Source organism: Neptuniibacter sp. UBA6509, from assembly GCA_002435145.1.
Lineage (GTDB): Bacteria > Pseudomonadota > Gammaproteobacteria > Pseudomonadales > Balneatricaceae > Neptuniibacter.
In genome coordinates, this window is the sequence record DJLT01000049.1 from 13,298 (window position 1) to 36,582 (window position 23,285).

The window sequence follows — 23,285 nt, forward strand, 5'->3', positions numbered from 1 at the left end:
GGCTCCCTGATTTTTCCTTAGAAAGTTACAGATGCTTCCATGATGAAGCCATCCCATTCAGCGCCGCCAACAGCACCGAATGTAGTAGCGCCGCCACCAGAGAACTGATCTTCTTGCTGCTTAACGTATTCAGCTTTGAAGAGAGTTGCATCGTTTAACCAGTAACCTGCACCTAGCTGTAGACGATCCGCTTTATTCGGACCGCTTACGCCTTCGCTCTTGTTCTTGGTTTCAGCATAGCGAGCCGCTACGTACCAGTCACTGCTGATGTCGTATTTACCTTCAATAGACCAGAAGTCCATTTTAGATTTTTCTTTAATGTAAGAAGTCTGTAGGGAGCCTTCGCCACCAGCCCAGCTGTAATCGTCTTCAGCTTGACCAAATAGACCGTGAATAAGGAAGTTGTCTACTTTATATTGAACATCTGCTTGCCATACGAATGCATCAACACCTGGTACGATCAGTGGGTGCGTTGCACGAGCGCTTGGAGCAGTGTTTGCGAACTGGTAGTTATCACCATCACCGATAGCGATCAAAGAACCAAAAGGCTTACCTGCTACAGCAGATGCATCGTGGTTTGTTTTAAATGTACCAGCACCGAAAGAAAGACCGCTTTCAAGGTTAACTGTACCGCGTAGACCAAGGTTGTAGCCTTGACCTGGCGTGAAGTCAGTGAAGAAATCAGGCGTAGCAAGTACGGCATCCCATGTCACATTAGTTCCACTTTCTAGATTGTGAGAACCGTATGCCCATAGGCCTTCTTCAGCTGTAATCATGTCAGTTAGGCCGTTACCAACAAACGGGTTGCTTTGAACTGCAGCGCCGTCAGAGTAACGAATGAAGTTCTGTGTCGTAGACACAACATTACCTAAACGAACACCGGTGTTGTTTGGTAGATCAAACTGGATCCATGCTAAGTCTTGGCTGATTGCTGCGCTACCATTATTCCAATCGTTAGGTTCTTCAGCTAATTCAGCGAATACAGAAACATTTTCAGCAACTTGTGCGTTGATGTTTAGGGCGAAGCGCATGCGCTGGAATGCAGAATCTGCATCTGAATCTAGAGGATTCGCTGATGCTCCATCTACAGAGATACCTGACTGCCATGCTTGCATTGCTGCACCGCTAATTTTAATTTTGCCGTCCATAAATTCAGCGGCATTAACAGTGCTAGCAGCAGCTGACATTGCAAGGATTGCAGCAGCTACATTCATGTTTATAAGTGTTCGTTTCATTAACGAATCCCCCAATATTTTTATAAGTAAGTTTTGTGTTCTTGTTAAAAATAATTAAATTTAATTAATCTAGCGTGGGGGATATCGCAAAGGGTGTGCCATAAAGAACAATATGTCGGTGCTTTTTTTTAAGTATTTGAAATTTAATGATTTTATTTTTGTTTTTATGGTTTTTGCTTTTGTTAAGAGAAAATTCTTTCATATTATTCTTAATAATTACTTAATCAGCTGTCGCACTGTTGTATTAATGTTGCGACAGGTGTCTAAAATGTATTATTTAATAATCTATAGCTTAATTTGTAGCGTCAATTGTCTCTATTTAAGACATGTGTTTTGCTTATGCATCAGTTGTCGCAATGACTAATAAAAAAATAGCACCTATATAAGTGCTATTTTTTAATAATATTTTAGTGAGCAATCGATGGCGCAGAAGCTGGATCATTAATCGCTATAGCTATCTGATAACCTTCTGTTTTCTTACCTACTAGATAGACAACTGAGCCAAATTCCGGTTCTTCATCACCTACAGTATCTTCAAAATAAATTCTCATTAAATGGGTTACTGGTAGGTTGCTCTGGTATTTCTTTTGTCCAACTTTGAAGCTTTTTAGGAATTCAGTATCTGCTTCCTCAAATTCAGTTTTAATAACCTTTCTACCGAAGTTGTTACGTGTATAAACACGTATCATTTTAGCTTTATATTTTCTTACACCATCCCAGTTTATTAAAGGTTTTACGTCTGAGTAGTTCTTAGCTTCATGAGCTTCAAGGAACTGTTCTAGTAACGCTTCTTTTGAATTAGGCAGTTCTGAAGCGGTTGCACTTAAACAAGAAACAGCAATAAGCAGTGGCAATAATTTTTTTAGCATTTTTATTTTCTCCGTTGATCAATAGCCTTGTAGATATAATTATTGATTGGTTTTGTTCAATGCCTAATAATGCAGGTGTTATGCCAATTCATATGGATTATTAAAATTAGGTATAACAGAAATGCCGAAATAATCGATGAGTTTAATGCTAAGGAATACAGATTAATTCTTTTCCAGTAGATGGTTTTCGGTCTACAAATAAAGAATATTTGAAAGGCCAAATTACTTTTGATAAGTAGGATGTTATAAGGTTGAAAGCGGCTTCTACGTATTACTACGTAGAGCTGTCTAAGTAATCATTGTTAACCTCTTGCGCACTATTCCCAATAGGTGTTTTTGTATCCTTGTGCCAAACTATCTCTGCTGACGAGTGTTAGTGGATATGACTTACGGTCGTAATGAGTTTGAGCAGGAGATCCTTTTATTCATTACGGCCTACCTTTTATGACGGTTATCCTGAAGCGGTAATACAGATAGAGGATTATAATAAAAATGTTCAAAATGAATTATACAAAAACATTGATGACTGCAGCGGCGTGTTCGGCTGTTCTAGCAATGCCTACAATGGCAGCAGATGATAAGGTCTATAGACTGAAGTTAGCAGAAACGTGGCCAAGTAATTTCCCAATTTTTGGTGATGCACCTAAAAATATGGCCAATCTAGCTGAGAAAATGTCGAATGGTCGTCTTAAAATCACTATCGATTCCAAGAACAAGCATAAAGCACCTTTAGGTGTTTTTGATATGGTGCGTTCAGGTCAATATGACATGGGGCATTCTGCGTCCTACTACTGGAAAGGTAAAGTACCTAACACCCTTTACTTCACAACAATGCCTTTTGGTATGACTGCTCCTGAGCAGTATGGTTGGTTCTATCACGGTGGTGGTCAGGAACTGATGGATGAGGTTTACGGCAAGTATAATCTAATGTCTTTCCCTGGTGGTAACACTGGTAATCAGATGGGGGGGTGGTTCCAGAAGGAGATTAATACATTGGATGACCTTAAAGGTCTGAAGATGCGTATTCCAGGTTTTGCCGGAGAAGTATTGGCTAAGCTTGGGGCGAAACCTACGAATATCCCCGCGGGTGAGCTTTATACAGCACTTGAGCGTCGTACTATTGATGCACTTGAGTGGGTAGGTCCATCATTAGATCTACGTATGGGTTTCCACAAAATTGCACCTTACTACTATACAGGTTGGCATGAGCCAGCGACTGAGCTTCAATTCTTAATCAATAAGAAGAAGTATGATAAGTTGCCAGCAGACCTTCAGCAGATCTTGAAAACAGCGATGCGGACTGCTGCGTATGATATGTACATTCAGTCTTACCATGCATCGGGTGAGAACTGGGCGAGCATGAAAACTGAGTTCCCAAATATTCAGGTTAAATCGTTCCCTGCTAATGTAATTAATGCGATGCGTACTGCTAATGATGAGCTACTAGCTGAAAAAGCGGCAGCAGATCCTTTAGCGAAGAAAATCCTAGATTCTCAATCTGCATACATGAGCAAATCACGTGCGTGGACTGATATATCTGATAAAGCTTACTTAAACAGTTTGTCTAAGTAGCACGACAGTGTATAAGGTCAGTTATTGTTGACTGACCTAGCTTTCATTCTTAAGAAAACGATGAAAACACTGTTTTTGTAAGTTAGTTGTAAAATCGAAAGAACCCCTCGTTGGCACCCTGGACAGAAGGAATAATGTTCGGGGTGCTAACATCTAATTCCTCGGAGCTAGCATGTTTCTATTGAGACTGGAGCAGGTGATCAACAGCTTTTCTGAGCTGATGGGTAAGATCTCTGCCGTCCTGTTTGTATTAATGCTATTCAATGTCTTTGCGGATGTTGTCATGCGCTATGTGTTTAATGATGTCTCGATAGGGATGCAAGAGATGGAGTGGCATCTGTATGCTGCTGTATTTCTCTTAGGTGTGCCTTATACACTTAAAGCAGGTGGGCATGTTCGTGTCGACCTTATTTATGAAGGTTTGAGCACCAAGAGTAAAGCGATGATCGATATGCTTGGTTGTGTATTTTTATTACTACCATTCTGCGGGCTGGTGGCTTGGTACGGTGTCGATTTTGCGCGTGAATCTTTTGAGTTGGGCGAAACCTCAGGTGACCCGGGTGGTTTACCTTATCGCTGGTTAATTAAGTCCGTTATTCCTTTTGCCTTTTTTGCCATGGTGATTAGTGGTATTGGGCTTTTCCTTAAATCTTTAAACATCTACCTAGGCTTGAGCCAAGGTGATGATTACCAACCGCCACAGCACTAAGGGGCCTTAATAATGATTGGTATTATCATGTTCGGTGTGGCGCTGTTGATGCTGCTTGTCGGCTTCCCAGTTGCTTTCACATTTGGTGGTGTTGCACTTATTTTTGGCGTCTTTGCTGAAGGTGCAGAGATGTTTGCTTTTATGCCGTTCCGTATTCAGAGCATTATGGAAAATACGGTATTGATGGCGGTTCCTCTCTTTATTTTTATGGGGATTGTTTTACAGAAAACCCAACTAGCTGAGCAGTTACTCGAATCGATGGGTAAATTGTTTGGTGGTGTGCGTGGTGGTTTAGCGATATCTACGGTGCTTGTGGGTGCGTTACTCGCGGCTTCTACAGGTGTGGTCGGTGCTTCCGTTGTTGCCATGGGGCTTATCTCTTTGCCAGTAATGCTGAAGTATAAATACGACAAATCCTTAGCCTGCGGAACGATCTGTGCCTCAGGTACCTTAGGCCAGATTATCCCTCCTTCTATCATTCTTATTATTCTGGGTGATGTATTAGGTATTCCAGTAGGTGACCTGTTTAAAGCCGCTGTAGGCCCGGGCCTATTACTGATTGGCGTTTATGTTATTTACATTCTTATCTACAGCTATGTTAAGCCAGAAGCTGCACCCGCACTTCCGCTTGACGATGATGTAGAGAATAAAAGTGAACAATATATTAAAGCCCTAAAAGCGATTGTACCGCCATTAGCACTTATTCTGATTGTGTTAGGTTCCATTTTTGCGGGTATCGCAACTCCAACGGAATCGTCTGCCCTAGGTGGTGTTGGCGCGATTGTCTTGGCTGCGTTGTATCGTCAGTTTAGTTGGAAGATGGTGCTCGATTCTGCGCAAGAAACAGTGAAAGTCACTGCGATGGTTTTCGCAATCCTGCTGGGTGCAACCGCCTTCTCTATGGCATTTACTTACACGGGCGGTGATTACATCGTTGAAGAGCTTCTATCTGATATGCCAGGTGGCGCTACAGGCTTCTTGATTCTTTCAATGGTCGCTATCTTGATTTTGGGCTTCTTCATCGACTTTGTTGAGATCAGCTTTATTATCGTACCTATTTTAGCGCCTGTGGCTGATGCATTTGGTATCGCACCTGTGTGGTTTGCTATCTTGATTGCGATGAATCTACAGACCAGTTTCTTAACCCCGCCCTTTGGCTTTAGTTTGTTCTATCTCAAAGGGGTTGCGCCTCCGCAGGTTAAAACAATGGATATATACCGTGGGGTGATGCCGTTTATCATCATGCAGGTTGCCGTGGTTATTTCCATTTTGTTATTCCCAGCCTTTTACGGTCTAGCTTAAAATCGCTGTGCTGGAGAAAAACTTATTCTGTTGTAAGCCGGGATCGGTTGAGTGACCGTTATCACTCACTTCTCATCGTGCTGGTAACAGCGCATTTTGGTTTATTCCCATTGTCCATAGACTGCGTTGAAGTAGTCTATTGGATGGCCCCGTTCATCGGGGCATTTTTTTGCCTGTCATAAATGCAGATAGAGCCGTATTTCTTGATGATTAATACGACGAAGCAGTGTCATAGCTAAATAAATCGTATTACTATTTAGTGATAATAAAAACTGTCATCGCCTGCTTAATAAGTAGGCTATTAAAGTATGCCAGCACTTTGTTTGTGTTGGCTACATGAAGGGAAAGTAACCGAATGTCCTCATTTACTTATCAGAAATTGACCTGTGGTTTGTTCTTAAGCTGTGCGTTAGTAGGAGCTCCTTTGGCGCAAGCAGAAGATAAAGTCTATCGCTTGAAGTTGGCTGAAACATGGGGAGCTAACACGCCCATTTTAGGTGATACCACTAAGCGTATGGCTTCATTGGCAGAGTCTATGTCTAATGGCAGACTGCAAATTACCATTGATTCCAGCAATAAACACAAAGCGCCTTTCGGGGTCTTCGATATGGTGAGAGCAGGGCAGTACGATATAGGCCATTCTGCCTCATATTATTGGAAAGGTAAGGTCCCTAATACGCTGTATTTCACAACGATGCCGTTTGGAATGACTACCGCTGAACAGTATGGTTGGTTCTACCATGGTGAAGGCCAAACGTTGATGAATGAGGTCTATGGAAAGTTTGGTATGTATTCCTTCCCGGGTGGTAACACGGGTGTACAGATGGGGGGGTGGTTTCAAAAGGAGATCAATTCCCTAGATGATGTGAAAGGGTTAAAAATTCGTATTCCAGGTTTTGCGGGTGAGCTATGGTCAAAAATTGGGGCGAAGCCAGTCAATATTGCACCGGGTGATCTTTTTACAGCACTTGAGCGACGTACAGTAGACGCGGTTGAATGGGTTGGTCCATCCCTTGATATCCGAATGGGCTTCCACAAAATAGCGCCTTTTTATTATACCGGTTGGCACGAGCCTGCAAGTGAACTGCAATTTATGGTTAATAGACGCAAGTTTGATCGATTACCGGAAGATCTACAGCAGATTTTAAAAACGGCTATGCGAACCTCTGCTTATGATATGTATATCCAAACTCATCATGAGTCAGGTGAGAGTTGGCATAAAATGAAGACTGAGTTTCCAAATATTCAGGTTAAGACTTTCCCCGCAGATGTCATTACTGCAATGCGTCAAGCTAATGAGAAGCTGCTAGCTGAATACGCGGAGAAAGATCCGCAAGCTAAACGGATTCAGGATTCGCAAGCAGAGTATATGCGTAAAGCACGCGCTTGGACTGATATTTCAGATAAGGCTTACTTGAATAGCCTCGATAAGTAAGGCTTGTAACGGCCGTTTGGGTCATTAGCTTAAATCTGAGTCTGCCAGAGAGCTACCTATATTGCTGAATGGGCTAGTGCATTAAATTAAAGCAATTAGGTGGCTCTCTTAGTATATGAATTCGGCCCGCTTAACATTGAGTGTATAAAGACAGTATCGGCGTGAAGGTGAGGCCCTTTTTAAGTGATTAAATGCCGGTTTGTATTTAACAATATTTAATCTCCGGGGCGAATACGAGCAATAGTGAAATAGTCACTTTTTTGGTTCTGTCTGATTGGGTTGGGTTGGGGTGGGGCGGTGATCAGGTTTTGGGGATATATAGTAAATAAGATCTATAGATACTAATGGGTGAAGTAAAAAAGAGCTTAAACATGACTATTGTAAGCTTGGGTACCTTAGGAATTTAAGTTAGGGGTTAATCTGAATTAGCATCGACTCAATTGGGCTGACTTACACGCCCTGATAATAGTGTGTAGTAGCTCTGACTTGAACCGCTGTATGTTACTCAATCATCTATTTAGTATCGGTGATCGTTAATTTTAAACATTGTAGAGCTTTTAGTGCTGCTTCGAATTCAAAATCGTTAATTAGGCTTTCAAGGCCCTTGAATTCTGCTTCCTTGCCTTTAGCAGTAACTTCTCTAAGCCTTGTTGCTGTAATAATTGCTTCAATATCTCCTGATTGTAATAACTGTTCAAGTTTTGTAAGAAGGTGAGTAAACTCACTAGAATTCATTGAGCCTGAATGATGCCCCTCAGAGGGGACTGAAGGTGAGCATTTCAACTGATCTAAAGTCATTCTCACTGTTTCTAACTCTATACTCAGCTTTTCTACTATCGCTTTGCCGTCGTTAGGAGACGTTTTGAAATGTTCCAAAGTTGCACAGGTTTGTTCTAGTTCAAAGGCTCCCAAATTTGCAAAAACACCTTTCACGCTGTGACTGAGAATATGCAGGTCTGATAAGCGATTTGATTTGATTAGGTCGGCAACCTGATCAGTGAGGTCGGGATATTTCAGAAAATATTGATCCCACAGTGAGAAATAAAGGTTTAGATCCCCGGAAACTCGTGGAAGAGAGCTTTTTAAGTTTAGACCAGGAGCATTGTCACAAAGAAGAGGAATGGCGCTTGATGTAGGTAAACTTGATTTTCTTTTTAATGATTGTTCTGGTGCCCATCTGAATAATGTTTTTTCAAGTTCATTAACGTCTATAGGCTTAGTAATATGGTCATTCATGCCTGCTGCGAGACTTTTTTCTTTGTCTCCTGTCATTGCATGGGCGGTCAGGGCAATCACAGGTAGTTTAGAATATTTTGGGTTGTTTCTAATATGCGTGATCGTTTCAAACCCATCCATGATGGGCATTTGGAGATCCATCAATACAACATCAAATGTTGATTTTTCTAATAGATTGAGTGCTTCCTGACCGTTTTCTGCACAGACTGTAATTAACCCCATACGCTCCAGCATGCCTTTTGCTACTTCTGTATTTAGAGGGTTATCTTCAACAAGCAGTACCCGTGTCCCTAAGATGTCTTCAATACCATGTAGTGAAGCTCTGTTTTTCTTAACCGGTTCGGGGTTGATATTTGGTTGAAGGATTTCACTTAATAAATCAAAGATACTTGATGGGGTAATCAATTCGCTTATCGCATGAATATTATAATGATCATTCTGCTCGGTAATGATGTTTGCCTCTCGCATTCCCGTTATTAATACGCAGGGGATAACAATAACCTCAGGTACTTGATTACGCAGAGTCAGTAAGTAATCGGTGATATCAATCTCTGAATTTTTAGAAGGACTGATTATGATGCAATCTACAATTTCGTGGAGCAAAAGTGATTCAACTTTTTGGATTGAGTCTTTGCAATAAGGCTCTATTTTGGTACATAAGCCAAAATGCTGCAGTAAATTTATTAATGAATTATCATTTTCCCCGATGGTTAGGCACGTTTTCCCCTTGAGGTAATTGCTGCACTTTAAATTATTATTATCCAATTGAAGTGGCAGAGTAACAGTCACTTTAGTGCCTTGTTCAAATACACTTTCAAGGTAGATAGTTCCACCTAATAACTCTGTTAACTTTCGTGTAATAGACAGGCCTAATCCGCTACCACCGAATTGGCGGGTAGTACTTGAGTCACCTTGAGTAAAGGGGCTGAATAGCTGTTTTTTTTGCTCAGGAGTGATACCTATCCCTGTATCTTCCACTACAATATTTAGACAGGCCTCTTTCTCATTACGAATTGCATCTATATCAATAGAGACAGAGCCCTGATCCGTGAACTTGATTGCATTGCTCACAAGGTTTGTCAGTATTTGATTTATACGGACGGGATCGCTGAAAACATGGCTTGAGAAGCTAAAATCACGGTTTAGTGTAAAACTAATGCCTTTTTCTTGTGCTTTAACCTGCTGTATTTCGAAGAGATCACTTAATACTTCATCCAAATCGAAGGAGATAAGTTCAATGTTCATTTTACCTGCTTCTATCTTCGAGAAGTCTAGGATGTCATTGATGATTCCGAGTAGGTTTTTTGCGGAAAGCTGGATTTTATGCAAGTAACTTTGCTGTTGTTGGTCAAGTTCGTTTTCTAATGCTAAATGGCTAAGCCCTATAATCGCGTTCATGGGAGTACGGATTTCATGGCTCATATTCGCTAGAAATAAGCTTTTGTGCTCATTAGCGTCTTTTGCTACCACTAGAGCAGCTTGAAGTTCACGGGTCTTCTCTTCGACTAATAGCGATTGAAAATCAAGAAGCCCTTTGAGGCGTTCATTTGCTTCGAATAGCTCACTCGCCTTTTTTTCTAGTAGATCTTCTGCAGCTTTGCGTGATTTCTTTTCACGTTGATATCTTTTTTCCCAGCGTGCAGCTTCACTATTCATGAACATCTACAACAACGAAGTCGGTAAGGTAAAACCCTTTTTCCTCCCGTGATGAATGACTCACTTCCAATGTATCTCCGAAGAACTCTCCACACCCCTTGATTAGTCCCAATGCTAGAACTGAAAATGGTCGCTTAGATCGGTAGTGTAAGTTTAACCTGTCGTTTGATATCCGTTCACAATCAAATTCGGGTAATTCCGCATTAGGGTATAGCTTTTTGACTTGTATATGAACTGTGGAATCAACAGTTTCCAGAAAGTCTAAAGCGGAGTCTATGTCGCCTCTTAAAGTAGGGTATTTAGATATAAGTACACCGAAAAGATGCTGGCCGAAAGTTTCTATTAGGTCATCTACTGGCAAGTTAACTTTTTTAGAGAGCGCGACGACCATTCTAATCATCTCTTGATGATCATAATATCCAACTGAGGTATAGGCGCCTTCAGAGTCAAGGTTAGAGCTATCCAGTACATCATCAAGTACATCGGCAGAAAATTGATCTTCTACCATCTCCATAAATTCTGTAAAAACGATCCCGAGCATGATTGCCTCTATTACCTTTAAAAATTACCTACATATAGAATATTTATTGTTTTTTAGGAATATTACAAATAAAAGATTACTGATGGGGATCATTATTAGACTAAATATTGTAAATAATTCTGTGGTTTTTGATTGTTACTAGAGGTTGGGTGCTTTTAAAGTCTTATAATAAACTCAATCAGATGATTAGAAGTTGGGATTGCCTTATATGAAAGAAACTCAGTGTAAAACTATTCTTGTAGTTGATGATGAACCTATCAATATAATGGTACTGTCGGATCTGCTGAAATCTAGATATAGGGTGATTGCTGCGAAAAATGGTGATCAAGCGCTGGCAAGGGTAACTGGTGAGGCGATACCGGATCTGATCTTGCTTGATGTTATGATGCCGGGTATGGATGGTTTTGATGTCTGCCGTCAACTTAAGTCAAAAACTGAAACTGCGTCTATTCCGGTAATTTTTGTTACGGCAATGAACGACGAAGTGGATGAAACGAAAGGTCTTGAAGTCGGGGCTGTTGATTACATAACAAAACCTATTTCTCCAGCGATAGTAATTGCTAGGGTTCAAACGCATCTTGCTTTAAAGGCTGCTCAGGATAAATTATTTTGTCAAAATGAAATTCTTGAGGAGAAAGTAAAAGCTCGTACCTCTGAGCTATCAACCACACAGGATGTCACCATTCTCGCATTGGCATCTTTGGCTGAAACACGTGATAACGAAACGGGGAACCATATTCGCCGTACTCAATTCTATGTGAAATCACTCGCAGAAGACTTAGTTCAACAAGGTATTTATACCGATGAACTTACTAAAGAGCATGTTGATTTAATTTATAAATCTGCTCCATTGCATGATGTTGGTAAAGTTGGTATTCCTGATAGTATCCTGTTGAAACCAGGCAAGCTTACAGAGGATGAGTTCATTGTTATGAAAAGTCATCCTAAAATTGGAGCCGATGCTATTTCTGAAGCAGAGTCGAGTATGTCAGATCAAGAAAGCTCTTTTTTGAGATATGCCAGAGAAATTTCACTGACTCACCATGAAAAATGGGATGGGTCTGGTTATCCCCGCGGATTGAGTGGGGCAGAAATACCTCTATCAGGAAGGTTGATGGCTGTTGCAGATGTATATGATGCTTTAATCTCAAAAAGAGTTTACAAACCCGCCTTTGATCATAAAAAGGCAAAATCCATTATTCTGGAAGGCAGAGGTAAGCACTTTGACCCAGAAATTGTTGATGCCTTCCTTCGTCAGGAGCATTCATTTGTTGAAATTGCGAAGAAATTTAAGGATTAATTTACTGATGAAACTGACAAAACGTTTACATATTTTGATTCTTTCATTTCTTCTGATCGTTCCACCTGTATCGATAGCAGACACTTTTACGGTTGGTGTTGTTCCTCAATTTGATATAAAAACGATTTTTTCTATCTGGCAACCAATTCTTGATGTTCTTGAGGAGAAAACAGGCCATAAGTTTGTTCTGAAAGGCTCTAAAGATATCCCCACATTTGAGAAAAGTTTTTCCAAGGGGGATTTTGATTTTGCCTATATGAACCCTTATCACTATACGATTTCTGATAACTACCAGCCTATTGCCCGAGATCATGGAAGAAAACTCTACGGTATTCTGGTGATCAATGCGGATGGTGATATTCAGGATGTTCAGCAACTAAATGAAAAAACAGTCGTTTTTCCTGCACCTAATGCGTTAGGTGCTTCATTAATGATCCGTTCAGAGCTTGAACAAAAATATGGTATTAGTTTTACGCCGAAATATGTCAATACGCATTCTTCAGTCTACCTTAATGTTGGATTGAATTTGGCTTCGGCCGGAGGAGGGGTTCAAAAAACCTTCAATCAGCAACATGCTGATGTAAAAGATAACGTCAGGATTTTACTTAAAACTGACAGTGTAGAGCCTCATCCATTTACTGCAAAATTGGATCTTAATCCAGAGATTGTTAAAAAAGTCACTGAAGCATTATTACAAATGGGACAGCATGAAGAGTATCAGAAGCTCTTAGCTAAAGTGCCATTTAAAAAAATTGGGGACGCTACTGATCATGATTATGATCAGGTACGTAGGCTAAACCTCGAACGTTATTATGTTTCTCCAAAATAATTAGGAATTTCAGTGAAAATTGCTACCAAAATAATCACTCCCGTAGTTGTAACTCTGGGTATGTTTCTTGGTTCAGTGGAATTTGCTTTAATTCCTTATTACAAAGAGAGACAACTTGAAGCTATCATTGATGGGGAGCGTTCAGAGCTTGAAGTCTTAGCTCCAATCATTGCAGAAGAGCTTGCAGCAGGAGACCTTGCCAAGGTCTTTAGTATTCTAAAGCATCAAGAAAAAACTCACTCCGAAGAGTCTGATGGGGGAATCGTACTTTTCTCAAATACAGGTCAGCAACTATATCCACTATCAGAACGTGTTCTTTTCCATGAAGGGAATGATGAATACCTCATTATTGAAGAAGAATTGAGTTGGGGAGGTGAAACGTTAGGACGCTTTAGGTACGAACTTGAAATTGAATATGAACTTGCACTGATAACTGATCAATTAAAAATTCTTCGTTTAGGAACTGTAGTTGTTTGTCTCTTTATTGTTATTTTCGGTGGCTGGTGGAACCGAAAATTGGTCATTATTCCTTTGGAGGAGTTAACAGAGGCTGCTCAAAATATTCGTGAGGGTGACTTTAATCAAACCCTTAAAATAAAAACGAATGATGAAATTGGTGTTGTTTACAATGCATTTAATAAAATGCAAAAGACAATAGGGGATAAAAATTACGATTTGCATCAAGCTGTACTTAAAGCTGAGCAAGCGGCAAAAGCAAAAAGTGAATTTCTGGCTAATATGAGCCATGAAATCAGAACACCAATGAATGCGATTATTGGTTTAACGCATTTGTCCCTTGAGAGTGAAGGGCTGACAGAAACGCAAAAAAATTACATGGAAAAGGTTCAACTTTCTTCCCAAAACCTTTTAGGCATTATTAACGATATTCTAGATTTCTCAAAAATTGAATCGGGTTATATGGAGGTTGAAGAAACACCATTTAGCCTTGATAGAGTATTGCAGAATGTGCATGTTGTTAATCATTTTAAAGCCGAAGAAAAAAAACTACGGTTTGTTGTTAAACGCGATTTTAAACTGCCTGATTTATATATAGGTGATCCTTTACGATTAACTCAAGTGCTTACAAATCTGGCGGGCAACGCAGTTAAATTTACGCAGAGCGGCTCGGTTACAGTCGAAGTAAATTCAGTAATCGATGAAAAGGGTGTTGAGTATTTAAGGTTTACCGTTTCAGATACAGGTATCGGTATATCTGCAGAGAATCAGGTGAATCTTTTTACTCCTTTTAGTCAGGGTGACAGCAGTACTACGCGTAAATATGGCGGAACGGGCCTTGGATTGGCTATTTCGGCGCAGCTGGTAGATCTAATGCAAGGAGCGATTAGTGTTCAAAGTGAAGAAGGTAACGGCTCTATATTTATAATTGAATTACCTTTCAAACGTGCTGAAATGAAAGAAAGTTCTGGCTCGGAGGGTTCAGGGCTTAATCGTGTAGGCGCATATCTGATTGGGAACAGTCGGCTAGATGTTACTTTACAGTCTTTTGGTATTGAAATACTGGGTAACGTTAATGATATTTCGGAAGTAGATTGGGAGCAAATCAATAAGCCATCGGTAACGAGGGATCGCGATTTTATTATTTTAATGGATCCAGATGGTCAGTTAGATTATTCGGTATTTTATCAAAGACTCAATGAGCTTTTAGTAAAAGAAAATCAACCTACATTAATAATTGTTACTGGCGCCACTCATTACACAGAAAGAGAAACTCTTTTACCTGTTATTGTAATCTCTGACTTGCTCACGCCTTCATCACTATATGATGAATTAGTCTCAATTCTAAATAGCGATGATCAATTAGAAAGGTCTCGATTTGATTCTGAAGTTACTCAAATCCGCTTGTTAGAGGGAGCCAAGGTTCTTCTTGCAGAAGATAATGCCATCAATACTGAAGTGGCTACAGGCTTACTTAAAAAACTTGGAGTTAATGTAACTTCATGTGAGAACGGTGAGGAGGTTCTTACGGCTCTCAAACAGAGCAATTATGATTTGGTTCTGATGGATATTCAAATGCCGGTTATGGATGGTTATACAGCAACGTTAGAAATTCGCAAAAATCATGAATTTAATCATATACCTATCATTGCGTTGACTGCGAATGCTATGGAAGGAGATAGAGAAAAAAGCCTAGCAGTTGGGATGAATGATCACTTATCCAAACCAATAAGTCCCCAACAACTTGAGCAGGTTTTGTCTCTGTGGGTAAAAAAAGAACATGTTGAACCAAGCTCAGCAGGGGTGTTGAAAACAGATCAACATGAGCAAATAATAAATTTTAAGGATGGGCTAAACCGGTTATGTGATAACAGGGTAATGTACCAAGAAATGCTCTATCAAATGGTAGAGTTTATTGAACCATTGCCTAGCCAGTTAATGAAGAGCTTTCATTCTGATGATTTAGTTGAATTCAAGCGTTTGGCTCATTCTGCATCTGGGGTAGCTGCTAATCTGGGAGCATACCCGTTACAAAACATTCTCAAAGAAATTGAGAGGTCTGATTTAAGTTCAGAAGAGTCTATTCAAATTCGTATTAATGACTTAACGGATCAAATTTTACAGATAAAGCATGAAATTGAAGTTTTTTGCGGTACAGGTGCTGTTGTAATAACAGCCAATGACTCATTACCAGATTTGTCTATTCTGTTAGAGAAGCTTGAAGAGAAAGTGAAACAAGGAGATGTGGACTGTATTGCCATTGCTAAAGAGCTTGAAAACGTAATTATTAGCCCTATTATTAAATCGCAGACAGTTAGGCTTTATAATGCTTTGGGCTGTTTTGAATTCGATGAAGCCCTAAATATATTGGAATCGATAAAAAATAATATTAGTAATTCGAATTGACAAACCTCAAGTTTGAAATCATGAGTCAGTATATGGACTTATATCGCTGTATCAGAACAAGCTTAAGCGACTTCAGTGCCAATCGAAAGGTTGTCCAAAGGGATATGAGGGCCGCCGAATATGTTTGTTAATCATCGATAGCAAGAATTTGGCACTATCGAAAGAGGTTAGATATATTTATCTTTTAGGGGAATATTATGGAGTTCCTGTACATGAGATAAGTCAGTCTAAAACCCTGATGAAGCCAATCAGGAATTTCAGATAGTCAATGAAATATTATGAGTGATAGCATCATATATTTGAGTATAAGGGGCCGTAACTGACTGTTAAGATGAAGACGATAGATACATGCAACGCGCTGAACTAACATAGCTCCAAGTCTTTAACAAATTTCAACCGAACACTGTCTTCTTTAAGGTAACCCTTTACCATTCAAATTACCTCAGATCTCCTTCCTTATGCGCCTAAATACAGTACAAGTTTTAAATAATTTAAAATTAATTCGTTATTCAAACTGAAATATATTCATTAAAAACTAGATAAAGTTTTACTAAAAACATTCTGTTTATAGACAGGCCCCGTAATTAAAGGGGGTTCAGGGAAGTTTCAAACATGCAGCTTTTTAATGATAAAAAGTAGTTAAAATTTTATTAAAAGCATACTTTAAATAAGGTTTTATCGCGCTAATCTTAAAGTATGGATTGCAGCAGATAGCTTGCCTTCCATGTTTGATTAATACAAGAAAGCGCGGGTAAAGGTCATGTGTAGTGCCGTAAATAGTTCTTCATACAGTTTTAAGGTGGCAATGTTAGATGATGAATGCCGTTTTACTAATTGGAGCCAAGAAGTAAGCTCATCAAAATTTTCGTGGGAGTTTGTACGTTTTGACTCCAAGGATAGTTTACTTCTGTTATTAGAAAGACAACTTTGCGATGCCGTTATCATACCTTGCACTATGCGTGCACAGGTAGATATTGAATTCATGACTCGGGTATCTGATATTCAGCCGAGCGCTGTTCGTATCTTTTTGGGCGCGGAATATTGGAATGCGACACATAAAGCAAAAGCAGCCGATATTGCTCATAGAATTTATCCCAGTGCAGTAAAAGTGGAAGAGATTGGTGATTCACTTGAGTACCAGATCAAACTATTAAAACTTCTCAACCGTACTTCATTACAAGCTTATGTGGGTAAGGTTGGTTGTTTACCATCTCCGCCCAAGTTATACACTCAATTAACTGATGCTGTTAATTCTGAAATGGCAGATTTAACTGAAATTAGTGAGATTGTAGAGCAAGATCCTGCGGTTGTTGCTCAGGTGATGAAGCAGGTTAATTCAGCTTTTTTTGGTTTCAATCGAACAATTACTGATTTGAAAGAAGCTATTTCGATGTTGGGAGTGCGAAATTTAAGGAGCCTTGCACTGAGTAGCCAACTCAATAATCAGTTTAAAAGTAGTAATGATTGGGATCGTTTCTCTTTTGAACAGTTAAACCAGCGTTCACTGTTGGTCGCTCGTTTAGCTCAGGCTCTATGTCGACGTGCTGGCGCTAATAAGATTACTCAAGATCAAGCCTTTTTGGCGGGCCTATTACATGACATAGGCGTTTTAATCATGGCGTCCCATGATGCTGATCAGTATAAAAAATTGCTGAACTATTCGGTTAAAAAACAGAAACCAATTTATTTAGTCGAAAAAGCTGCATTTGGTTTTTTCCATGGTGAGGTTGCCGGTGCGCTTTTGGCATTATGGAATTTACCACCTCAAGTCATTGAGGCGGTTATGCTTCATCATGTGCCACATCTATCAAAAGAAACTAGTTTTAGTCCGTTAACAGCAGTACATGTTGCTGATGCAATGCTGCCTTCTGTCGATGTTGAAGGTGATTGTGATCTAGCGAGCAGTTTATCGTTACGTTATCTAGACCAAGTGGGAGTCATGGAAGAGGTCCCGCAATGGCGCATAGTTGCCAATGAGTACCGTGTTCGCATGGTATCTAATCTATAAGTGAAAGGATCTCTTTAATTCGCTGGAAAAATTAGCCAGATCTTGCAGGGAGCATACGTTTGGGGTCTGTAACAGGCAAGATCTGGCCCTTTTTCTTTTTACACGCCACATTTACACTTTTTTCAATTACATTTGATTATCTTGCTACAATGACTTTCCTAATTGATTTTATATTGATTTATTGTGAGGCTCTGTGGCTAAACGTTCTAAACTTGTACTTACGAGTGATACGGTAAAGGTAAAGAAACCCGTAAAATCTAAGAAATCACTCCATCCTCGCAATCTACATCGTACTCCTTACGACTTTGATAAATTATGCAAAGTTTCGCCTGAACTGACCGAATATGTGTATCAGACTCCTCGCGGGCAAACCTCTATTGATTTCTCCAATTCCGTTGCCGTTAAGTTACTCAACCAAGCGTTACTAAAATTACATTACAATGTTGAGTTTTGGGATATTCCTGAAGGGTTTCTCTGTCCTCCCATTCCAGGGCGGGCTGACTATTTACACTATATCGCAGACCTATTAGCTGCAGAAAGCCATCAAAGAAAAGTGCCTATAGGTGCAAAGGTTTGTGGCTTAGACATAGGGACAGGGGCTAATTGTATTTATCCCATTTTAGGTAGTCAGAGTTATGGTTGGCATTTTGTAGCCAGTGATATTAATCCTCTATCAATTGCAACAGCTGAGGAGATCTGTAAAGCGAACCGAGCGTTAAAAGGCAAAGTTAAGTGTCGTTTACAGAAAGATGAAAAGCATATTTTTAAGGGACTAATAAAACCAGATGATCGGTTTTACTTCACCCTGTGCAATCCTCCTTTCCATGCCTCGATAGAGGATGCACAAAAAGGCAATCAGCGAAAGAACCGTAATTTAAATAGATCTTCTGGAAAGAATATAGATAAGCACCCGACGCTCAACTTTGGTGGTCAAGGTGCTGAATTATGGTGTAAGGGCGGAGAGATCGCTTTTGTTCAACAGATGATTAAAGAGAGCAAAAGGTTTTCAAATAATTGCCTTTGGTTTACCACTTTGGTATCTAAAAAAGAGAATCTACCTGCTGTTTATCAAGCCCTTAAGCAGGTGGGGGCGATAGATGTAAAAACAGTTGATATGGCACAGGGGCAGAAGATCAGTCGATTTGTTGCTTGGAGCTTTCAAGAGGTTAATACTCGGCATGGGTGGGGCCGCGATAAGGCGTAGATCATCCATCTATTACTGCTCATTAGTAAATGAGTCTCCTCCCTTGAATCTATATGGACTTACCTAGAAGTGTAAGTTCATCTCCCCTTATACTGACTCAAAATAATAAAAAGAGAGTATATCGATGAGTTTAGATCCACAGAACCGCTCAGCCTATGATTTTTTAATATGTCGTAATCAAGAGAATGATACCTATCAGCTGTATCGCTTCGATTGCAACGCTTCTAATCCATTTGCCGAAATCCCTTTAGCTAAAAACCTTTCGTTCGATCGCACCTACCAAATAGCCCAAGTAGGAGGTTTTTTATTACAGTGGGGTCCCCTTTGCGAACATAATGGCAAACCGAGCTACCATTTTAATTTGCTTAATTTTGATCCGACCGATGCAGATCCATTAAATGCAGAACCGCTTCAAACGGGTTACTGGGAAAAGAAAAAGTTTTGGGGATATAGGGATTACTACAGCTCCAATCCTAATGAGGATCAGCAGCTTGATCTGATTCCTATGGCGAGCTTTGTACTCAATATGATTCCTGCCCAAGGTCGAGGGACGTTTGAACTGTGGAATTTTGACCCCCAACCAAATAGTCCGGGTCAGGCTGATCCTCTACCTCATCCATATACAGGGCAAGGAGGGTTCCCGCTAATTAAAAAGGGACATACTCTGCTTCCAATCGGCAACTATGTATTGGATCGTTCCCCTGATCGTAAAACCTTTCGTTTATGGAGCTTTGATCCGCAACTGGGTACACCACTTTCTTTACCTGCCGTTCAAGAAGCATGTTGCAGTCAGGTTAGTGAGACAAGTGAACTTACCGTTATCGGTGAGCATATATTAGAGTGGAATGTTCAAAACAGTGATTTCAAACTGTGGCAGGTGGACCCTCATCATCCTGATGTTTTATTGGGGCCTGTAAGTGAGGGGAAATTACCAGAAGGAATTAGCACTGGGGCGGAATTGACGGGTTATCAACCACGGATACCCGTTCAGCAGCATAATGCCGAGTTACCGGGTAGCACTGATTTCATGCGGTCTAAAATTAAGCATGTTGTTTTTTACATGCTTGAAAGCCGCTCGTTCGACAATGTATGTGGTTGGCTATATGAACATGGAGATCAAAACTGCCATTTTGTTGGTTCTCAGGAGCCTTTCGAGGGAGCCAGTACAGACAACTATAATTTGGACGGCACACGCAAAGTTAATGTAAGTCAGTTTAAGGATGGAAAGCTAAGCGAAGATTGGGATCTGATCGCACTGGATCAAGACCCGTTTCACAATACCTCAGACAACTTACAGCAGATGTTTACCGATCCCTCCGGTTACTGGAAACGTTTGAAGCCCGATATGGGAGGCTTTATTTTAAATAATGCCAATGACCAAGTGATGGAAACGTTTAGTCCTGAGCAATTACCTATATTGAATGGCTTGGCACGTCAGTTTGGCGTTTCTGATCAATGGTTCTCCTCTATTCCTGGCGGTACGGATGTCAATCGCGCGTTTTCAGTGACAGGGTCTGCATTCAATAGGCTTGGAACTTGGGAGGGTGGAAATGCGTATAAGTATTGGCCTGAATCTCCGCACCGCCAATCTGTATGGAAGGTACTTTGGAGTCAGGGTGTCACCGATTGGAAGATCTACAATGCCATTGTTTGGGAGAACAGTGTCTTCACCTATCAGCTTTATTTAAAAGGTCAGATACCTACAGTTGATGCGAATCCGACTCAGTTTCTCTCAGATTTAGATCAGTTTAAATTAGATGCAAAAAATGGAGATCTACCTGCTTTTAGTTTTGTTGAACCTACATGGATAGCGCCATCAGGAGCGACCTCTTACCACCCCGGTGCTGACCTTGTACCGGCAGAGGAGGAATTGAATGAGATCTATGAAGCCGTAAGGAACGGTCCCGGTTGGGATGAAACCTTGTTGGTGATTACCTTTGATAAAAATAATGGTATTTATGATCATGTAGCCCCTCCGTATGGGGTTAAACCTTGGCCGAATGATATGTGTAATGGATTTGCTTATGATCTGATGGGAGCAAGAGTGCCCACAATCATGGTCTCTCCTTGGATTAAAGAGCAGACGGTATTTAGGGCTGAAGGGGAAATTCCGTTTGATTCAACCTCTTTCACCGCGACGCTTTTAGACTGGTTTGGTGTACCTAAACCTCGGTGGGGATTGGGTGATCGGATGGCGGTTGCGCCTACTTTTGAGTCGGTTTTTCAGGAAACCACAGCGCGAACTGATCTACCAGCGTTTATACCGCCTTACGATAAATCTTTTCCTAAAAAGTAAACCTGATAAATATCGTTTTTAATTGATCAAGCAGGGTTGTACGCAAATGGTATAACCCTGCTTTAATTATGTGGCAAAATTCGGGGTTTAGGAAGGAACAGGTTGTTCTATCTGATGTAGCGTCTCTTCCGCATTGTTCAAAGCGTTCCATAAAGGCTCTTCCTGAAAACAGAGACAACCCCCACCGCGTTTCTCTTGAGGTACCATACGATTCATATCAGCCACACAAATCCAAGGTAGCTGATTGGTGTCATTTTTTAGAGCTACTGCCCATTTTGCGTGATCTTTAGTGTAGGGCCATTCATACGTTTTCGAAGAGCTGAACTTGAAGCACAGTGAGAGAATCTCTTCATCAAAATAGGTAGAATGCTTATCTTGCAATGGGGTTACTTTTCCTCGTCTCCATGTTTCCACAACGAGATCGCACTTAAGTTCTGGGGAGACTAGATCTAGCCAAAAATCCTCGCCCCAGTGTTTACTTTTAGCGACCAGTAAAAATTCTTTTCCGCCTTTGGACTGGAGCTTGAGTGTGGAGGGTTGTTTCGATTCATTAATCTGAGCCCCTTGAAAAAGCAAAGCGAGGGCTTCATCTTCGCTTAAAGATTCAGGGATACGTGAGCTCTCGGTTAGAATTTGAGGGTTTTGCTGTTCTAGCATCTGCTGGGTGATTTGATTTGCGGTTTCATAGTTGGGCAATGTGATACAGATAAAGTCTGGCCATAGATACGCTCATCGTCAGGCCGCTCTATCTCATTGTTAGCGTGAAAACGGGGTGTTGAATGCAGAAGAAAAAGTGCGCTATCACTTTCTTTATCAAAGGCAATAATGCCTTTATAGTGCCCTTTAGCTGAATGATTACTTTGTTTATCTACATGTTCATCGTTATACACAATATAACCCGCACTTTTAGGTGCATCAAAGACGCTATGAAGAGTTTGAGCTAGGGCTTGGTTATCTTGATCTAGTTGGTTGATAGAGAGTTGCAGTGATTCTTTATTTGGATTGTAGCAAAAGAAATCAACCCCTTTATTCTCCTGTCTTCCCGTATGTTCAGGTGTTTTATATAAAAACCACCAATCTACGGATTTCCCTTCTGCGTTTTTGACATTCATCATCAAGTCCCTATCTCCTGAAATTAAGATTGAAAACAAAGTGTATCAACGTTGTATTTGCATAAGAGGGTTTTCACTTCATGAGAAAAAGGCTACAAATAGGAAAAAGTTACATGCTCAGTTAGGTGCTTTTATCATGCTTTTTATGCGCTATCACTTTAAGCGGATCCTCATATTTAGAAACTATCTAAGTTGTTGATTTAAGCGATGGTCCATGTATTGTATAAGGTTATTGTTATCTGAAAATCTATACTTTTTTGTATCATAATAGGCGTGAATAAATAGTCACGATAGGATGGTTGATAACGACATGTTTCGTTATTTTGGTTTTGGCTCAAACATGAATATGACTTCGCTTAAGGCTAAAGGTGTTGAACCTTTGAAAGCCCAAAAAGCGGTGTTGCATAGCTGGCGGCTACGTTTCAATGTTCAGCACTTTTTCCGTCAAGAGGGAGGGGTCGGTAATATTGAGCATACCCGTGATACAGAGGATTGTGTTCATGGCGTGTTGTACGAATGTGCGGATGAAGCGTTGGCACCGCTTGATGCCATGGAAGCCTATAAGCACGGTTATGACCGGATAACCGTTGATGTTGACGCTGAAGGTACAATCTTCACCGCGTATACCTATATTGGCATGCCGGAATTTATTGATAACCGTTGTTTACCCAGTCGTCGTTATCTGAATATCTTAATTGAAGGCGCGCGTAGTGCTGGCGTTGATTCTGATTATGTACTTAACCTAAGCCGTCAACGGATTCATCAGCCAAAAGAGTATCCCCCCTTTATACATCCAGAGGGTAACTATCCTATATTTGATGTGATCTCTTTAAGTCAGCAGCCACTTTATACCGCCTTAGATGGGGCTGTTTTTGATATGACTGATGCGCGGCCTCTACATGAATACCTAAAAGGTTTCTTCGGCGGTAAGGATATGACATTGTTTCATCTTAAGCGGCTAGATAGCAGTCAGAGTAATGAAACCATAGATGATATTCGCCACGGCCGTTTTACACAGGTTCAACGACAATACCTTGATGGCTTTTTGAATGAGTATGCCAAAGAATATCGTTATGTCGGTCGTTTTAATTACACCCAATAAGAATATGGAGTATCACT

General features: G+C 40.4%; 15 protein-coding genes and 1 pseudogene. 11 read left to right on the top strand and 5 right to left on the bottom strand.

The genetic code is table 11. The features are described 5' to 3' along the window. Window positions 1-17: 17 nt before the first annotated feature. Complete coding sequence (locus B4K11_RS06595; protein WP_292952300.1) at window positions 18-1,235, bottom strand: hypothetical protein; 1,218 nt, start codon at window positions 1,233-1,235, stop codon at window positions 18-20. A 407-nt stretch (window positions 1,236-1,642) separates the two neighbouring features. After that, on the bottom strand, window positions 1,643-2,104 hold the full coding sequence (locus B4K11_RS06600) for a hypothetical protein (RefSeq protein ID WP_292952303.1): 462 nt from the start codon (window positions 2,102-2,104) through the stop codon (window positions 1,643-1,645). 501 nt (window positions 2,105-2,605) lie between these two features. On the opposite strand from B4K11_RS06600, the gene B4K11_RS06605 reads away from it, so the two are divergent. The 4 genes from B4K11_RS06605 to B4K11_RS06620 all read left to right on the top strand — a co-directional run bounded on the left by B4K11_RS06605 (window position 2,606) and on the right by B4K11_RS06620 (window position 7,122). Beyond that, window positions 2,606-3,676: a TRAP transporter substrate-binding protein gene (locus tag B4K11_RS06605; protein ID WP_414689238.1), complete on the top strand. Its 1,071-nt coding sequence runs from the start codon at window positions 2,606-2,608 to the stop codon at window positions 3,674-3,676. Window positions 3,677-3,848: 172 nt separating this feature from the next. Next, window positions 3,849-4,385, top strand: coding sequence for a TRAP transporter small permease subunit (locus tag B4K11_RS06610; protein WP_292952309.1), 537 nt, complete (start codon window positions 3,849-3,851; stop codon window positions 4,383-4,385). A gap of 12 nt (window positions 4,386-4,397) precedes the next feature. Further along, window positions 4,398-5,687, top strand: a complete 1,290-nt coding sequence (locus tag B4K11_RS06615; RefSeq protein WP_292952312.1) for a TRAP transporter large permease — start codon at window positions 4,398-4,400, stop codon at window positions 5,685-5,687. A gap of 355 nt (window positions 5,688-6,042) precedes the next feature. Then, window positions 6,043-7,122 carry a TRAP transporter substrate-binding protein gene (locus B4K11_RS06620; protein ID WP_292952315.1) on the top strand — a complete coding sequence of 360 codons (1,080 nt, stop codon included), beginning with the start codon at window positions 6,043-6,045 and terminating at the stop codon, window positions 7,120-7,122. Between the two features lie 513 nt (window positions 7,123-7,635). On the opposite strand, the gene B4K11_RS06625 is transcribed toward B4K11_RS06620, so the two are convergent. Together B4K11_RS06625 and B4K11_RS06630 are read right to left on the bottom strand one after the other, a co-directional pair. Next, the gene (locus B4K11_RS06625) at window positions 7,636-10,014 is read right to left on the bottom strand and encodes a hybrid sensor histidine kinase/response regulator (RefSeq protein WP_292952318.1); all 2,379 of its coding nucleotides are present in this window, start codon (window positions 10,012-10,014) and stop codon (window positions 7,636-7,638) included. Then, on the bottom strand, window positions 10,007-10,555 hold the full coding sequence (locus tag B4K11_RS06630) for a heme NO-binding domain-containing protein (RefSeq protein WP_292952321.1): 549 nt from the start codon (window positions 10,553-10,555) through the stop codon (window positions 10,007-10,009). Before B4K11_RS06630 ends, B4K11_RS06625 begins: the two co-directional genes overlap by 8 nt. Window positions 10,556-10,763: 208 nt before the next feature. Here B4K11_RS06630 and B4K11_RS06635 point away from each other — a divergent pair, with 208 nt between their 5' ends. The 6 genes from B4K11_RS06635 to B4K11_RS06660 all read left to right on the top strand — a co-directional run bounded on the left by B4K11_RS06635 (window position 10,764) and on the right by B4K11_RS06660 (window position 21,054). Beyond that, window positions 10,764-11,855 (top strand): response regulator, encoded by a 1,092-nt coding sequence (locus B4K11_RS06635; RefSeq protein WP_292952324.1) that lies wholly within the window; start codon window positions 10,764-10,766, stop codon window positions 11,853-11,855. 7 nt (window positions 11,856-11,862) lie between these two features. Beyond that, the gene (locus tag B4K11_RS06640; protein WP_292952328.1) at window positions 11,863-12,684 is read left to right on the top strand and encodes a phosphate/phosphite/phosphonate ABC transporter substrate-binding protein; all 822 of its coding nucleotides are present in this window, start codon (window positions 11,863-11,865) and stop codon (window positions 12,682-12,684) included. Between the two features lie 12 nt (window positions 12,685-12,696). Continuing rightward, a complete protein-coding gene (locus B4K11_RS06645; protein ID WP_292952331.1) occupies window positions 12,697-15,546 on the top strand; it encodes an ATP-binding protein in 2,850 nt (949 codons plus the stop codon). 805 nt (window positions 15,547-16,351) lie between these two features. Beyond that, window positions 16,352-17,554, top strand: coding sequence for an HDOD domain-containing protein (locus B4K11_RS06650; RefSeq protein ID WP_292959294.1), 1,203 nt, complete (start codon window positions 16,352-16,354; stop codon window positions 17,552-17,554). Between the two features lie 193 nt (window positions 17,555-17,747). Further along, window positions 17,748-18,758 (top strand): 23S rRNA (adenine(1618)-N(6))-methyltransferase RlmF, encoded by a 1,011-nt coding sequence (gene rlmF / locus B4K11_RS06655; protein WP_292952337.1) that lies wholly within the window; start codon window positions 17,748-17,750, stop codon window positions 18,756-18,758. Window positions 18,759-18,882: 124 nt separating this feature from the next. Beyond that, window positions 18,883-21,054, top strand: coding sequence for an alkaline phosphatase family protein (locus B4K11_RS06660; RefSeq protein WP_292952340.1), 2,172 nt, complete (start codon window positions 18,883-18,885; stop codon window positions 21,052-21,054). 87 nt (window positions 21,055-21,141) lie between these two features. Here the strand turns inward: B4K11_RS06660 and B4K11_RS18605 are convergent. Further along, window positions 21,142-22,169 (bottom strand): annotated as a pseudogene (locus tag B4K11_RS18605) (deoxyribonuclease II family protein). Between the two features lie 307 nt (window positions 22,170-22,476). Between B4K11_RS18605 and B4K11_RS06675 the strand changes: the two are divergent. Continuing rightward, window positions 22,477-23,268 carry a gamma-glutamylcyclotransferase family protein gene (locus B4K11_RS06675; RefSeq protein ID WP_292952349.1) on the top strand — a complete coding sequence of 264 codons (792 nt, stop codon included), beginning with the start codon at window positions 22,477-22,479 and terminating at the stop codon, window positions 23,266-23,268. The last annotated feature ends 17 nt before the right edge of the window (window positions 23,269-23,285 follow it).

Bases quoted from the DNA above. Each gene is read 5' to 3' on its own strand.
- B4K11_RS06675 (WP_292952349.1), top strand. From the start codon at position 22,477: ATGTTTCGTTATTTTGGTTTTGGCTCAAACATGAATATGACTTCGCTT.
- B4K11_RS06630 (WP_292952321.1), bottom strand. From the start codon at position 10,555: ATGCTCGGGATCGTTTTTACAGAATTTATGGAGATGGTAGAAGATCAA.
- B4K11_RS06640 (WP_292952328.1), top strand. From the start codon at position 11,863: ATGAAACTGACAAAACGTTTACATATTTTGATTCTTTCATTTCTTCTG.
- B4K11_RS06635 (WP_292952324.1), top strand. From the start codon at position 10,764: ATGAAAGAAACTCAGTGTAAAACTATTCTTGTAGTTGATGATGAACCT.
- B4K11_RS06600 (WP_292952303.1), bottom strand. From the start codon at position 2,104: ATGCTAAAAAAATTATTGCCACTGCTTATTGCTGTTTCTTGTTTAAGT.
- B4K11_RS06595 (WP_292952300.1), bottom strand. From the start codon at position 1,235: ATGAAACGAACACTTATAAACATGAATGTAGCTGCTGCAATCCTTGCA.
- B4K11_RS06660 (WP_292952340.1), top strand. From the start codon at position 18,883: ATGAGTTTAGATCCACAGAACCGCTCAGCCTATGATTTTTTAATATGT.
- B4K11_RS06610 (WP_292952309.1), top strand. From the start codon at position 3,849: ATGTTTCTATTGAGACTGGAGCAGGTGATCAACAGCTTTTCTGAGCTG.
- B4K11_RS06615 (WP_292952312.1), top strand. From the start codon at position 4,398: ATGATTGGTATTATCATGTTCGGTGTGGCGCTGTTGATGCTGCTTGTC.
- B4K11_RS06605 (WP_414689238.1), top strand. From the start codon at position 2,606: ATGAATTATACAAAAACATTGATGACTGCAGCGGCGTGTTCGGCTGTT.
- B4K11_RS06620 (WP_292952315.1), top strand. From the start codon at position 6,043: ATGTCCTCATTTACTTATCAGAAATTGACCTGTGGTTTGTTCTTAAGC.
- B4K11_RS06625 (WP_292952318.1), bottom strand. From the start codon at position 10,014: ATGAATAGTGAAGCTGCACGCTGGGAAAAAAGATATCAACGTGAAAAG.
- B4K11_RS06650 (WP_292959294.1), top strand. From the start codon at position 16,352: ATGTTAGATGATGAATGCCGTTTTACTAATTGGAGCCAAGAAGTAAGC.